We start from the raw sequence: 13,340 nt of genomic DNA on the forward strand, positions 1-13,340 counted from the left end.
CTTTCAGGATTGAGAAGATGAAAGCCAATATCCATCCCGACTACCACACCATCAAGGTCGTGATGACCGATGGCACCGAATATACGACCCGCTCGACCTGGGGCAAGGAAGGCGATACGATGAACCTCGATATCGACCCGACCACCCATCCGGCCTGGACGGGCGGTTCGCAGACCCTGCTCGACCGCGGCGGTCGCGTTACGAAGTTCAAGAACCGTTTCGGCAATCTCGGCATCTAATCGATATTGCATGGTTTAAAAAAACCCCGCTTCGGCGGGGTTTTTTATTGCCTGGGTTTGCAGCTATCTGGGATACAAAAAATCCCGGCCAAAGCCGGGATTTTAGAAATTAGCTCAGCCTGCCCGATCAGGCGCTCAGCTTTTCCATCACTTCGTCGCTGACTTCGAAGTTCGTGTAGACGTTCTGCACGTCGTCATCGTCTTCCAGCACATTGAGAAGCTTGAGAACCGAACGCGCCTTTTCCTCGTCCAGTTCGGTATTGGTCTGCGGCTTCCAGATCGTCTTGATCGATTCGGCTTCACCCAGCGCAGCTTCCAGAGCCTTGGACACTTCGCCAATATCTTCAAACGCGCATATAATGACATGTTCTTCTTCGCCGGACTGGACATCGTCAGCGCCGGCTTCGATTGCCGCTTCCATGACCTTGTCTGCGTCGCCGACGGAGGCCTTGTAGACGATTTCGCCCACGCGGTCGAACATGAAGGACACCGAACCGGTTTCGCCCAGCGCGCCGCCGGATTTCGTGAAGGCGGCACGCACGTTCGATGCCGTGCGGTTGCGGTTGTCCGTCAGCGCTTCAACGATGACCGATACACCGCCGGGGCCACGGCCCTCATAGCGCACTTCATCATAGTTCTCGCCGTCATTGCCGGCGGCCTTCTTGATGGCGCGCTCGATATTGTCCTTCGGCATCGACTGCGCCTTGGCGTTCTGGATCGCCAGACGAAGCCGCGGGTTCATTGCCGGGTCAGGCAGACCCTGCTTGGCGGCAACGGTGATTTCGCGCCCGAGCTTGGAAAACATTTTCGACCGCACCGCATCCTGACGGCCCTTGCGGTGCATGATATTCTTAAACTGTGAATGGCCGGCCATGGCACCCCTGTTCTGTTTAAAATGCTGCGCACGGAAGCGTCACGCATGAAACAGAGATCAAGCAGAGAAGGGCCGCATGTCGGGCCACTGTGCTTTCCGTGCAGAATGGCGGCGTTATAAGGAATTCGGGCCCATTCGTCCAGCAAAAGCGCCACGAACATCGATTCCCTGTCAATAAAAACAATATCGCTCGACCCGGCAGGCAAAGCAGATTATCTATAAATTCATGATTCAGCCTGTCAAGAGCCCTCCCGGCGAAACCATCGCAGCCCGTATCAGCCGCATCCTTGCCGACCGCATCATCGCGGGCGAGATCGAACCCGGCACGAAACTGCGGCAGGATCACATCGCCGAAGAATTCGAGACCAGCCATGTGCCGGTCCGGGAAGCATTCCGGCGGCTGGAGGCTCAGGGCCTGGCAGTATCGGAGCCGCGTCGGGGCGTCCGGGTCGCGTCGTTCGATATAGGCGAGATCAGGGAAGTGGCGGAAATGCGTGCCGCTCTGGAGGTTCTGGCGCTGCGACACGCCGCGCCGCACATCACGCAGGCAACGCTCGATGCCGCTGAACAGGCCACGCTGGAAGGCGACAAGTCGCGGGATGTCAGAAGCTGGGAAGACGCCAATCGCCGCTTCCACCGGCTCATACTTGAACCGTGCAAAATGCCGCGCCTGCTGGCAGCCATTGATGATCTTCATGCCGCCAGCGCGCGATTTCTCTTCGCCACATGGAGGTCGGAATGGGAAACCCGTACCGACCACGACCATCGCGCCATATTGCAGGCACTGCGTCAGGCCGATATCGAAAGCGCGGCGACCATTCTGGCACGCCATGTGCAATGGATCGGCCACCGCCCGGTCAAGACCGCTTCCGGCAAGATGCGCGATTCCTTCGCCATCGTTGGATGAACATGGCTTCGCCCGTCGAAACGGGGTCTTGGAAATATAGATAAAGCAGTCATTTCCTCGTAAAAGGAGAATTGGTCCGGCTTATACCCCGAATTTCTTTCAAATCGCCGCGTTATTTTTCCATCCCCGCCATTTCTCGCTTGCCAAAGCGATGCATTGTCTGGAAATTAAATAGATCGAAACTCGATTTTATCTATAATTTGAGGAATCCATGGCGACCTACACTCCGTCCCGCACATCCTTCAGCCCGCTCAATCTGGAAGCCCGTTCGGGCGCGACGCGCCTTGCCGCGATTGCCTTCGGCACGCTGCTGCTCGCCGTGTCTTCGCAGATCGAAGTTCCCATGGTGCCGGTTCCGATTACGCTGCAGACCCTGATCGTGCCGCTGATCGGCGCGCTTTATGGCTGGCGCCTTGGCATGGCCACGGTTCTGGCCTGGCTCGCAGAAGCAATGATGGGCCTTCCGGTTCTGGCAGGCGGCGCCGGTGGTCTTGCGCATTTCGCAGGCCCGACCGCAGGCTATCTCGTATCCTTCCCGATCATTGCCGCGCTGACCGGTTATCTGGCCGAACGCGGCTGGAACGGCAACCGCGTCGGCCTCGCCTTCGTCTCGTTCCTTGCGGCCAACGTGATCTGCCTTGGCCTCGGCGCACTGTGGCTTTCCAGCATGATCGGCATCGAAAAGGCACTGGCTTTCGGCGTGACGCCATTCCTCGTCGGCGCTCTCATCAAGTCCGCTCTCGGCGCTGCGATCCTCAAGGCAGCGACCCGCGACAAGGCCTGATCGTCAGGTGACGATACACCTGCGCGGCCATCATCTTCTTTGCATGCTGACCTATGTCGGCAAGGGCTACAGCCCGGCTTTCGTGGAAAATTACGACGCGATTGCCGGGCGGCTCAGCACGGGAGAGGATATTCTCCTTGTCGATGGCCCCGACGATATATGCGCGCCCCTGCTTTGCGGGGGCGATTGCCATTGTTATGAAGCTAGCGTCCAAATGCGCGACGCGCTGGCGCTGGAGTCCGTGGGCAATCTGCTCGGTGAACCGCTCACGGCCCAGACCCCGTTCGCCCTCGATGCCGAAAGGCTCGCCAAAATGCGCAAAGCCTTTGCAGACGGCACGCTACGCACTGCCTGCGAACATTGCGAATGGTCGGAACTGTGCAGCCGGATTGCCGGGCCTGATAATTTCACCGGCGTAAAAGTCAGCGCCAGAACGCCGGAATAGTTTCTTCCAGATGCGCGCCGATGCGCAAGGGGGCCGCTTTTTCGGCGAGCCCAGTGCGATCAGAAATTTCGATGCCGACACCACAGATGGTGGCCGGACCGTTCGCTGCCTCGAAACGCCCTTTCGGTACTTTGGACAGGAAGCGGTTGAGGGGTTCCTCCTTATCCATGCCGAGCGATGAATCGTAATCGCCGCACATGCCTGCGTCGGACATATAGGCCGTTCCGTTGCGTAATATCTGGCAATCGGCGGTCGGCACATGGGTATGCGTTCCCACAACAGCGCTGGCGCGGCCATCGACAAAATGGCCGAAACACTGCTTCTCGCTCGTCGCTTCCGCATGAAAATCGAAGAACACGGCATCGGCCTGTTCGCCAAGCGGACAGGCTTCCAGAATCTTCTCGGCCGCGATGAAAGGATCGTCCAGATCGGGATGCATGAACACCCGGCCCATGATGTTCGAGACGAGAACGCGAGCGCCATTTTTGGCTATATAGAGCCCTTCGCCTTTTCCGGCTGTGCCTTTGGGGAAATTCGCCGGGCGCAAAAACCGGTCCTCACGCTTGGAAAAATCCAGTGCCTCGCGCTGATCCCAGACATGGTTGCCGGTCGTCACCACATCGGCGCCGGCACGAATGGTGTCGTGGAAAATCTCTTCGGTAATGCCGAAGCCGCCCGCGGCGTTCTCGCCGTTGACTATAACGAAATCCAGCTTCAGATCGGAAATCAGCCCCGGCAGCTTCTCATAAACCGCGGTCCGGCCCGACCGGCCCACCATATCACCAAGAAAAAGCAATCTCATGAAAGTGCCTTATAAACCCGCGCCAAGCGAACGCAAGCCGTTCAGGGCATTTTGCAGTCAGGCGGCATCGCCTGACGTCGGTTAGATGCAGGAGAAAGCCTAGGATGCCGGCTCGGCTCCAACCACGCGCAAGCCGCTCTCGGTCAGGATCTGGTTGAGCGCTATATCATGCGGCTCGTCTGGCACATGCTCGATTTCCTGGCAATCGAAGGCCATGCCGATCAGAAGCGGCTGCAGGCCGCGCTCGGCAAAACGCGCCAGCGCGCGGTCGTAATGCCCGGCGCCGTAGCCAAGCCGATGCCCGCGACGGTCGAAACCGGCGAGCGGCATCAGCATGATCACCGGGTCGACGAGCGGCGCATCCTCTCCCGGTCCCATCGTGCCGAAGCCCGTCTGCACCAGCTCGGCATCGGGCAGATATTCTCGAAAGGCAATCGTTTCTTTATCCAGCACAACAGGAAGGCAAAGGCGCACGCCCTTGGCACGAAGAGCCGATAGCAGTGGACGCGGATCGATTTCGGAGCGGATCGGCCAATAGCCCGCAATCAATGTACCTTTGGGAACATCGATGGCGGCTTCACCGTTTTTTGCCGCAGCCAGCGAAGCCTCATAGTGATAACGCGGTTCGAGCGCATCGCGAACCGCCAGAACCCTGCGTCTGAGTTCCTGCTTCTGAATGGGATCGCGCTCCGCTGCCGTCATTCCAAGCCACTCCCTGCCATCGCGTTTCACCATGCAGTGGAACCGCATTAAGCCGCTCCGTCAAGTGACCGCGCCGCTTCCCTGTGCGATCTTCTCGGACCGGTCGCGGATGACCTTCAAAACGACGCCGTGAAAGTCATTCAAAAACAGCTTGCCCCACAGATCGCAGTAGAAATCGATCGGCGTGGCAATCCGGTAGCGAGTTGTCAGCGTGAGGCGCGTGTGCCCGTCCGCAAGCGGTTCGAGACGATAATCACCCTGCGCAAGCTTCAGATATGTGCTGTCCACCTTGATATGCGCCTCTACTTCTGGCGGTATGGAACCGGGGCCGAAGCGGAAATCCCAAGCCAGCAGCCGGTTTTTCTCCCACTGCGTGACGATTTCCTGAAAATTCACGCCGCGTGTCCACCGGAGCTGCCGCACCGCGCCGACGCCCTCCCCTTCCAGCCGCGCATCGACCGGCTGCGGCACGCCAAGTATGCCATGGCTGAAGGTCCAGGACAGTTCGTCCGGGCGCACATTGCGGATTTCGACAGTCTGCTGCCAGACGACTTCCGGCGGCGCTGCGATCTCCACAACGGTGGTGACGGAGGCGTCACGCGGGGCATAGGACATCTGAAGCTCGGCGGGCAGCACAAGCAGCGGCAGCGCGATGACGAGAGTGGTCGAGCGCCGCGAGCGAAACTGCCGGATGATCCATAATGTCACCGCCGAACCGAGCGCAGAAAACACCATGAAGAATGGAGCGGCCATGGCTACGCAAATTCCCGCTTCATGGAAAAGGACCATGCTGGTGACGACAAGCCCGGCAATAATGGCCCAGCCCATGCGGACATGGCGCCAGAGCCCCTTTTGGGCACGCGGATCGGACAGGCAGGAGGCAAGGCTTGCAACGGCCATCGGCAGCAGCGCCAGTCCGGCAATGACCGGCATTGCGTCCATGTAATGGCGCGACCAGATCATGACATAGAGCAGAAGCCCGTAAACGAATGCGACGGGTATCGCGACGGCCAGTCTTTCCGATGAATCGGGCGATGCTGTTTCGGGAGATTTCATCAAGAAGCGCAAGTTGTTGGAGTTTGCGCCTGTTTACGAACAAATTGTCCGCCAGATCAAGCTTATAGCGATCACGCTACAAGTCGGGGAAAGAAAGCGGCGACCACGACGACCGATGGTAGTGATTGATCCCGGGAACCTACAAAGTAGGTGGGCGCCATATGCGAAAGCCCGCAAGCCTTCACAGGGACAGCTCCCTTAGAGATCAATAAGGCCCCGGGGATGCTGTTACACCTGTCGGGAAGCGCAGTTCGCCAAGAGCCAATATAGTACCTGCCTCTCGGGAACACCAGTGGCTTGCACCTGCTTGCCACGAAAACTTTTTCAAAAGACGGGAGAACGGGATCAGCTGCTGCGCGGGGCGATCCGCGAGGCCACCTGCTCGATGCGGGCTGCGACATCCGACAACAGGCCGGTCAGGGCCGCATCGTTGCTGTCGGCGCGCCCCAAAGCCTCGTCACGCGAGCGGCGCAGCGTTTCGGCCTCATTCTCCAGCCCCGTGATGCGCTTCTGCATTTCGGCCAGTTCGTCCATCACCATGATGCCCGCCATGACGGTCAGGCGCAGATCGCCGATTTCGCCGAAAGACGACTTCAGATGGGTCACATACTGGTCGAAGCGGTCGGCAAGCCCGGACAGATGCTCCTCCTGCCCCTCGTCGCAGGCCATGCGGTAAGCTTTGCCATCGATGGTAACGGTAACGGTCGCTATGGTAGCCTCCTATCGGTCCAGAACGGCGCGGATTGTCTCCATGGCAGTCACGAGACGGCGCGAAACCTCGCGGTTGGCGGCTTCCAGCCGCTCGGCGCGCGCTTCGGACTGATCGAGTTCCTGGGCAAGACGGCTGCGATCCGCATTCATGCGCTGCACCTCTTCCTCGGCTTCGGCGAAATCGCCCTCCTTGTCCAGCCGCAGATCGACCGCTTGTTCAAGCGCGTTGAGTGCCTTTTCCAGCCGTTCCAAGACTTGCCTGAGGGTCGCTTCGGGTGCCATCCATGTCCTTTCCAATGCCAATCGCAGGCCAATTCACGGGCCTCGAATCGCGCCTGCGGGACGGGCATCTTTGAAAAGATTGTAATAATCGCCTGCCCGATAAGCAACAAATGAGGGGCATATGCGGGCATTCATACACCGTTATCGGTGCAAAAACGGCTTTTCGGTGATCGTTCTTAAGCGATCCACGCTGCTTCACCGAATGGTCGCGGACAGTTTATTGCCCAAAACTCATCGATTTATTGACTCCTTATGTGCAGGTGCTATGTGTCCCGTTGCCTTCTGGAGCGTGATCCTGAAACGCATGAAGCGGTTATCGACACGGGATCGTGCTCAGGCAAAAGGCATCGCCGCAACCCCGTTAACCCCTCCCAAGGAAAGACGGCTGAGACCATGACCAACTCCGACAAACAGAACCAGATGGCCAACGCAATCCGCTTCCTCTCCATGGATGCGGTGGAAAAAGCCAATTCGGGCCATCCCGGCCTGCCGATGGGCGCAGCCGATATAGCGACGACGCTTTATACCCGCTTCCTCTCGCACGACCCGCAGAACCCGCACTGGCCCGACCGCGACCGCTTCGTGCTCTCCGCGGGTCACGGTTCAATGCTGCTTTATTCGCTGCTCTATCTTTCGGGCTACGAAGACATCACCATCGATGAGATCAAGAATTTCCGCCAGCTCGGCTCGCGCACCGCAGGCCATCCCGAATACGGCCACGCCGCCGGGATCGAGACCACGACCGGTCCGCTCGGCCAGGGCATCGCCAATGCCGTCGGCATGGCGCTTTCCGAACGCATCCTCAATGCTCAGTTCGGTGACAGCCTCGTCAACCACTACACCTATGTGATCGCCGGTGACGGCTGTCTCATGGAAGGCATCAGCCAGGAGGCAATCGCGCTTGCCGGCCACCTGAAGCTGAACAAGCTTATCGTCTTCTGGGACGACAACAACATTTCGATCGACGGCCCTGTCACGCTTTCCGACAATACCAACCAGCCTGCCCGTTTCGCGGCTTCCGGCTGGAACACCATGGCTGTCGACGGTCACGATCAGGACGCCATTGCCAAGGCCATTGAACTGGCGAAAGTTTCCGACAAGCCGACGCTCATCGCCTGCAAGACGACGATTGGCTTCGGCGCACCGAACAAGGCCGGAACCAACAAGGTGCACGGCTCGCCGCTCGGCGCTGAAGAAATTGCTGCCACCCGCAAGGCGCTCGGCTGGAGCGCCGAACCTTTCGTGGTTCCGGCCGAAGTTCTGGACGCATGGCGCGTAGCCGGTCTCAATGCGGCCAAGAAGCGTCAGGAATGGGAAAAGCGCCTTGCTGCAGCCAACGCTGAAACCCGCGCTGAATTCGAGCGCCGGATGCGTGGCGACCTGCCTGCAAACTTCGATGCAACCATCATCGAATACAAGAAGAAGCTTTCCGCCGACAAGCCGAAGGTCGCGACCCGCAAGTCTTCGGAAATGGCGCTGGAAGTCATCAATGGCGTTGTGCCGGAAACCATCGGCGGTTCTGCCGACCTCACCGGTTCCAACAACACCAAGACGAGCCAGACCAAGGCGGTAACGCCGGAAGATTACGGCCAGCGCTATGTCCATTACGGCATCCGCGAACACGGCATGGCTGCGGCCATGAACGGCATGACGCTGCATGGCGGCCTGATCCCCTATGGCGGCACCTTCCTGACCTTCTCGGATTATTGCCGCCCGGCGATGCGTCTTTCCTCGCTGATGGGCATCCGCACCATCTATGTCATGACGCATGATTCCATCGGTCTTGGCGAAGATGGCCCGACCCACCAGCCGGTCGAGCATCTGGCTGCGTTGCGCGCCATTCCGAACCACAACGTGTTCCGTCCTGCCGATGCGGTCGAAACTGCCGAATGCTGGCAGATCGCCCTGCAATCGAGGAAGACCCCGTCGACGCTGGCGCTCACCCGCCAGAATCTGCCGACGGTGCGCACCGAGCATCGCGACGAGAACCTGTCGGCTTACGGCGCCTATGAGCTGGCCGCCGCAAGCAAGGACGCCAAGGTGACGATCTTCGCAACGGGCTCGGAAGTGGAAATCGCGCTCAAGGCCCGCGACCTTCTGGAAGGCAAGGGCATCGCGACCCGCGTCGTATCCGTTCCCTGCTTCGAGCTTTTCGAACAGCAGAGCGATGCTTACAAGACGGCGACTATCGGCAACGCGCCAGTCAAGATCGCCATCGAAGCGGCAATCTCGCTCGGCTGGGAACGCTTCATCGGCGAAAACGGCATCTTCATCGGCATGAAGGGCTTTGGCGCTTCGGGCGAGATCAACGATCTCTACAAGCATTTCGGCATCACGGCAGAACACGCCGCGGAAGCAGCGGAAAAGAAGCTCAACGCCGCATGATTTGAAAAACGCCGGCGTCGCAAAAACGCCGGCGTTTCAGTTTTTGAACGTATCGGTTCAATTCAGACGCATCGCAAGATGCAGCACCCCATCGGGAGATTAAGAGAAAATGGCAGTTCGCGTCGCAATCAACGGTTTTGGCCGCATTGGCCGCAACATTCTTCGCGCCATCGTCGAGTCGGGCCGCACCGATATTCAGGTCGTGGCCATCAACGACCTCGGCCCGGTTGAAACCAACGCGCATCTTCTGCGCTATGACAGCGTGCATGGCCGTTTCCCCAAGGAAGTGAAGGTCGCCGGCGACACGATCGATGTCGGCTACGGCCCGATCAAGGTTCATGCTGTCCGCAACCCGGCTGAGCTGCCGTGGAAGGAAGAAGGCGTCGACATCGCGCTCGAATGCACCGGCATCTTCACCGCGCGGGACAAGGCTGCCATGCATCTGGAAGCAGGCGCCAAGCGCGTCATCGTTTCGGCTCCTGCCGACGGTGCCGATCTGACCGTCGTCTATGGCGTCAACCATGACAAGCTGACCAAGGACCACCAGGTCATCTCCAACGCGTCGTGCACGACCAACTGCCTCGCGCCGGTCGCTCAGGTCCTCAACGATGCCATCGGCATCGAAAAGGGCTTCATGACCACGATCCACTCCTACACGGGCGACCAGCCGACGCTGGACACCATGCACAAGGATCTTTACCGCGCCCGCGCCGCAGCCCTTTCGATGATCCCGACCTCGACCGGTGCCGCCAAGGCTGTCGGCCTCGTTCTGCCGGAACTGAAAGGAAAGCTCGACGGCGTTGCGATCCGCGTCCCGACCCCGAACGTCTCGGTCGTGGACCTGACCTTCATCGCCAAGCGCTCGACCACGGTCGAGGAAGTCAACAATGCCATCCGCGAAGCTGCCAATGGCCGCCTGAAGGGCATTCTCGGCTACACGGACGAGCCGCTCGTCTCGCACGACTTCAACCATGATTCGCATTCCTCGGTCTTCCACATGGACCAGACCAAGGTCATGGAAGGCACCATGGTGCGCATTCTGTCATGGTACGACAATGAATGGGGCTTCTCCAGCCGCATGGGCGACACCGCCGTCGCCTTCGGCAAGCTGATCTAAGCCTCTGACCATGTTTCGCGCCCTTCTCCCCACCGTCGCGCGCTGGCGTCCGCTGGAAGGAGAAGGGCTCGAACATCTCAATCTCGGCCCCACTGGCCGCACGATCCATGCTGAAAGTGTCGTGATTGGCGATCGCGGCGGTGCCCCCTACGGCGTGCGCTACAGCATCGACTGCAACAGCGCCTGGCATGTTCTCCATTTCCTGATCGAAACCACATATGGCCAACGGCTGGAACTCGTTTCTGATGGCGATGGTCACTGGACGACGATGGCCGGTGACCCGCTGCCCGAGTTCGACGGCTGCGTCGACATCGATCTGGCGGGGACACCTTTCACCAATACGCTGCCGATCCGCCGCCTTGGCCTTACGCCGGAGAGCGGCACCGTTCAGCTCGACATGCTTTACGTGCCCTTCGACAGTTTCCGCCCGCTGCGCGACCAGCAGCGTTATACCTGTATCGAGGAAGGGCGGCGCTATCGCTACGAAGCGTCTGACCGCACCTTCACCGCCGAACTGCCCGTCGATGAGGACGGGCTTGTCACCGACTATCCAACCCTTTTTCGACGCCTGCCTGTTTGAGCGCACCCTGCTCGACTCGCACCCGAAAGACAGTTCTGGGAGAAAGATCATGAGTTTCCGCACTCTCGACGATGCCGACGTCAAGTCCAAGCGCGTACTGGTTCGCGTTGATCTTAACGTGCCGATGGCGAATGGCGAAGTCACCGACCTGACCCGTATCGAGCGCATCGTTCCAACCATCGCAGAACTGTCGAAGAAGGGCGCAAAGGTCATTCTGCTCGCCCATTTCGGCCGTCCCAAAGGCGTTGCTTCGGACGAGAACTCTTTGAAGCATGTTGTGAAGCCGCTCGCCAAAGTTCTGGGCCACGGTGTCCATTTTGCCGAAGACTGCATCGGCGACAAGGCCAAGGCCGCCGTCGATGCATTGAAGGATGGCGATGTCCTGATTTTGGAAAATACCCGTTTCCACAAGGGCGAGGAAAAGAACGATCCGGAATTCGTCACGGCTCTGGCGGCCAATGGCGATCTTTATGTGAACGATGCCTTCTCCGCAGCGCACCGCGCCCATGCCTCGACGGAAGGTCTGGCCCGCGTCCTGCCTGCCTTCGCTGGCCGCGCCATGCAGGCCGAACTTGAAGCGCTGGAAAAGGGTCTCGGCAATCCGGCTCGCCCGGTCGTTGCCATTGTCGGCGGTGCAAAAGTCTCGACCAAGCTCGACCTTCTGTCCAACCTGATCGAAAAGGTCGATGCGCTCGTCATCGGCGGTGGCATGGCCAACACCTTCCTTGCAGCCAAAGGCTACGATGTCGGCAAGTCGCTCTGCGAACACGAGTTGGCCGCGACAGCACGCGAAATCCTGGCCAAGGCCGAAACCACAAAATGCGCCATCATCCTGCCGGTCGATGCCGTTGTGGGCTGGCACTTTGCAGCCGACACGCCGAACAAGACCTATGGGGTCGATTCGGTTCCGAGCGACGGCATGATTCTCGATGCCGGAGCGCTTTCGACCGATCTTATCGCCTCGGCCATCGATGATGCGGCTACGCTGGTCTGGAACGGTCCGCTCGGTGCTTTCGAGTTGCGCCCGTTCGACGCCGCCACGGTCAAGACCGCAAAGCACGTCGCAGCCCGCACCAAGGCAGGCAAGCTGGTTTCGGTTGGCGGCGGCGGCGATACGGTCGCCGCCCTCAATCATGCCGGCGTCGCCGATGACTTCACCTATATTTCGACGGCAGGCGGCGCCTTCCTCGAATGGATGGAGGGCAAGCCCCTTCCCGGCGTCGATGTGTTGAAGAAATAACGCCCGACATCAGGTTCACGTAAGCCCGGCTGACGCCGGGCTTATTTTTTTGGTGTCAGTTTCAGCAACCGGCCGGGATTGTCGTCCTCGATCAGCCAGATCGCTCCATCGGGACCTACAGCCACATCGCGGATACGATTTTCCATTTCAAAGCGCTCGGCTTCGTCCGCCTTGCCGTCCTTGTCGATCACGACCCGCACCAGCGACATGACCGAGAGCCCTCCGATGAGAGCCGAACCGCGCCATTCGGGGAACATGTCTCCCTCGTAAAAGGCAAGTCCGGCTGGAGCGATAACGGGTGTCCAGTACACCAATGGTGGCTCGAATTCAGGGCGCGTATTGTGGCGCGAGATCGGCCTGCCGCTGTAATTGTCGCCATTGGAAACGAGTGGCCAGCCGTAATTGAGACCCGACTTGATGAGATTGAACTCATCGCCGCCCCGCGGCCCCATCTCATGCTCCCAGAGCTTTCCATCGGGACCGAAGGCCAGCCCGTAGGGGTTGCGATGGCCGGTCGACCATGTCAGCGCCCGCACGTCGTCCGCATCGGCATGTGGATTATCCTCCGGCACGGAACCATCGAGATTCATGCGGAGAATTTTCCCCATCGGAGCCGTATCGTCCTGCGCGGTTGCCGGCAACATGCGATCACCGACGGAGAAGAACAAGTGCTTGCCGTCCGGCGAAAATGCAATGATGCCGCCCGGCTGTCCCCCGCGAGCCGCCGCATCCTGTTTCCAGATCGCGGTCCTGTCCTTCAGCGCTGCCTTGCCGTCACCTTCATCCAGAACAGCGCGCGCCAGAACAACACTGCTGCCGTTCTTCGCCGGTTCGTTATAGGAGAAATAGACGACCTTGCTCTTCTCGAAGTCGGGCGCAGGCGCAATATCGAGCAGACCGTTCTGGCCGCTAAAGGCGACTTCCGGCACACCATCGACGGCAGTTTTGTCACCGGACTGCGTGACGATGAAAATCTTGCCGCCCTTCTCCGTCAGTAAAAGCCTGTCATCCGGCAGGAAGGCGATAGCCCAGGGCGTATCGAATTCGGCAACCGAGGATGCAGTAAAAGGAGCCTTGGCTGCGGCCTGCCTGCCGCCAGCGTTGATGCTCTCAGCCGAAGCGTTCACCACCGGCAGGGCAACCATCGATGCAGCCAGAACCAACGGCAAGCTAAAAAGGGTGCGTCGCATATCTCCTCCTCCAATCTCGACAACGG

General features: G+C 59.6%; 15 protein-coding genes and 1 other RNA gene. 8 read left to right on the forward strand and 8 right to left on the reverse strand.

Annotated elements, in window-relative coordinates:
- Positions 1–17 precede the first annotated feature (17 nt).
- A complete protein-coding gene (rpmE, locus tag J9800_RS20225) occupies positions 18–239 on the forward strand; it encodes a 50S ribosomal protein L31 (RefSeq protein WP_006467736.1) in 222 nt (73 codons plus the stop codon).
- 127 nt (positions 240–366) lie between these two features.
- Here rpmE and J9800_RS20230 read toward each other — a convergent pair whose 3' ends face one another.
- On the reverse strand, positions 367–1,113 hold the full coding sequence (locus J9800_RS20230; protein WP_112591397.1) for a YebC/PmpR family DNA-binding transcriptional regulator: 747 nt from the start codon (positions 1,111–1,113) through the stop codon (positions 367–369).
- A 226-nt stretch (positions 1,114–1,339) separates the two neighbouring features.
- Here J9800_RS20230 and J9800_RS20235 point away from each other — a divergent pair, with 226 nt between their 5' ends.
- The 3 genes from J9800_RS20235 (at position 1,340) to J9800_RS20245 (ending at position 3,249) form a co-directional block, all read left to right on the forward strand.
- Positions 1,340–2,020, forward strand: coding sequence for a GntR family transcriptional regulator (locus J9800_RS20235; RefSeq protein ID WP_114216901.1), 681 nt, complete (start codon positions 1,340–1,342; stop codon positions 2,018–2,020).
- Between the two features lie 211 nt (positions 2,021–2,231).
- On the forward strand, positions 2,232–2,804 hold the full coding sequence (locus J9800_RS20240) for a biotin transporter BioY (protein WP_114216902.1): 573 nt from the start codon (positions 2,232–2,234) through the stop codon (positions 2,802–2,804).
- Positions 2,805–2,811: 7 nt separating this feature from the next.
- Positions 2,812–3,249 carry a DUF1284 domain-containing protein gene (locus J9800_RS20245; RefSeq protein WP_114216903.1) on the forward strand — a complete coding sequence of 146 codons (438 nt, stop codon included), beginning with the start codon at positions 2,812–2,814 and terminating at the stop codon, positions 3,247–3,249.
- Here J9800_RS20245 and J9800_RS20250 read toward each other — a convergent pair.
- The 6 genes from J9800_RS20250 to J9800_RS20275 all read right to left on the reverse strand — a co-directional run bounded on the left by J9800_RS20250 (position 3,227) and on the right by J9800_RS20275 (position 6,802).
- Positions 3,227–4,051, reverse strand: a complete 825-nt coding sequence (locus J9800_RS20250) for a TIGR00282 family metallophosphoesterase (RefSeq protein ID WP_112591389.1) — start codon at positions 4,049–4,051, stop codon at positions 3,227–3,229. The two genes, J9800_RS20245 and J9800_RS20250, sit on opposite strands and share 23 nt — an antisense overlap.
- 99 nt (positions 4,052–4,150) lie before the next feature.
- Complete coding sequence (locus J9800_RS20255; RefSeq protein WP_112591387.1) at positions 4,151–4,753, reverse strand: 5-formyltetrahydrofolate cyclo-ligase; 603 nt, start codon at positions 4,751–4,753, stop codon at positions 4,151–4,153.
- A gap of 60 nt (positions 4,754–4,813) precedes the next feature.
- Entirely contained in the window at positions 4,814–5,809 is a 996-nt protein-coding gene (locus tag J9800_RS20260; RefSeq protein WP_114216904.1) for an SRPBCC family protein, read from the reverse strand.
- A 97-nt stretch (positions 5,810–5,906) separates the two neighbouring features.
- Positions 5,907–6,065, reverse strand: a non-coding RNA gene (ssrS, locus tag J9800_RS20265) — 6S RNA.
- 89 nt (positions 6,066–6,154) lie between these two features.
- Positions 6,155–6,520, reverse strand: a complete 366-nt coding sequence (locus J9800_RS20270; protein WP_112591382.1) for a cell division protein ZapA — start codon at positions 6,518–6,520, stop codon at positions 6,155–6,157.
- A 9-nt stretch (positions 6,521–6,529) separates the two neighbouring features.
- Positions 6,530–6,802, reverse strand: coding sequence for a DUF4164 domain-containing protein (locus J9800_RS20275; protein ID WP_112591381.1), 273 nt, complete (start codon positions 6,800–6,802; stop codon positions 6,530–6,532).
- Between the two features lie 393 nt (positions 6,803–7,195).
- Between J9800_RS20275 and tkt the strand changes: the two genes are divergently transcribed.
- The 4 genes from tkt to J9800_RS20295 all read left to right on the forward strand — a co-directional run bounded on the left by tkt (position 7,196) and on the right by J9800_RS20295 (position 12,124).
- Positions 7,196–9,187, forward strand: a complete 1,992-nt coding sequence (tkt, locus tag J9800_RS20280) for a transketolase (protein ID WP_114216905.1) — start codon at positions 7,196–7,198, stop codon at positions 9,185–9,187.
- Between the two features lie 109 nt (positions 9,188–9,296).
- Entirely contained in the window at positions 9,297–10,304 is a 1,008-nt protein-coding gene (gene gap, locus J9800_RS20285; protein WP_112591377.1) for a type I glyceraldehyde-3-phosphate dehydrogenase, read from the forward strand.
- A gap of 10 nt (positions 10,305–10,314) precedes the next feature.
- Complete coding sequence (locus J9800_RS20290) at positions 10,315–10,884, forward strand: putative glycolipid-binding domain-containing protein (RefSeq protein ID WP_114216906.1); 570 nt, start codon at positions 10,315–10,317, stop codon at positions 10,882–10,884.
- 49 nt (positions 10,885–10,933) lie between these two features.
- The gene (locus J9800_RS20295) at positions 10,934–12,124 is read left to right on the forward strand and encodes a phosphoglycerate kinase (RefSeq protein ID WP_114216907.1); all 1,191 of its coding nucleotides are present in this window, start codon (positions 10,934–10,936) and stop codon (positions 12,122–12,124) included.
- Positions 12,125–12,165: 41 nt separating this feature from the next.
- Here J9800_RS20295 and J9800_RS20300 read toward each other — a convergent pair whose 3' ends face one another.
- A complete protein-coding gene (locus tag J9800_RS20300) occupies positions 12,166–13,314 on the reverse strand; it encodes a PQQ-dependent sugar dehydrogenase (RefSeq protein WP_210845917.1) in 1,149 nt (382 codons plus the stop codon).
- Positions 13,315–13,340 lie beyond the last annotated feature (26 nt).

The organism is Ochrobactrum sp. AP1BH01-1 (assembly GCF_018066705.1).
Classification (GTDB): domain Bacteria; phylum Pseudomonadota; class Alphaproteobacteria; order Rhizobiales; family Rhizobiaceae; genus Brucella.

Bases quoted from the DNA above. Each gene is read 5' to 3' on its own strand.
- rpmE (WP_006467736.1), top strand. From the start codon at position 18: ATGAAAGCCAATATCCATCCCGACTACCACACCATCAAGGTCGTGATG.
- J9800_RS20230 (WP_112591397.1), bottom strand. From the start codon at position 1,113: ATGGCCGGCCATTCACAGTTTAAGAATATCATGCACCGCAAGGGCCGT.
- J9800_RS20235 (WP_114216901.1), top strand. From the start codon at position 1,340: ATGATTCAGCCTGTCAAGAGCCCTCCCGGCGAAACCATCGCAGCCCGT.
- J9800_RS20240 (WP_114216902.1), top strand. From the start codon at position 2,232: ATGGCGACCTACACTCCGTCCCGCACATCCTTCAGCCCGCTCAATCTG.
- J9800_RS20250 (WP_112591389.1), bottom strand. From the start codon at position 4,051: ATGAGATTGCTTTTTCTTGGTGATATGGTGGGCCGGTCGGGCCGGACC.
- J9800_RS20255 (WP_112591387.1), bottom strand. From the start codon at position 4,753: ATGACGGCAGCGGAGCGCGATCCCATTCAGAAGCAGGAACTCAGACGC.
- J9800_RS20260 (WP_114216904.1), bottom strand. From the start codon at position 5,809: ATGAAATCTCCCGAAACAGCATCGCCCGATTCATCGGAAAGACTGGCC.
- J9800_RS20275 (WP_112591381.1), bottom strand. From the start codon at position 6,802: ATGGCACCCGAAGCGACCCTCAGGCAAGTCTTGGAACGGCTGGAAAAG.
- tkt (WP_114216905.1), top strand. From the start codon at position 7,196: ATGACCAACTCCGACAAACAGAACCAGATGGCCAACGCAATCCGCTTC.
- gap (WP_112591377.1), top strand. From the start codon at position 9,297: ATGGCAGTTCGCGTCGCAATCAACGGTTTTGGCCGCATTGGCCGCAAC.
- J9800_RS20290 (WP_114216906.1), top strand. From the start codon at position 10,315: ATGTTTCGCGCCCTTCTCCCCACCGTCGCGCGCTGGCGTCCGCTGGAA.
- J9800_RS20295 (WP_114216907.1), top strand. From the start codon at position 10,934: ATGAGTTTCCGCACTCTCGACGATGCCGACGTCAAGTCCAAGCGCGTA.
- J9800_RS20300 (WP_210845917.1), bottom strand. From the start codon at position 13,314: ATGCGACGCACCCTTTTTAGCTTGCCGTTGGTTCTGGCTGCATCGATG.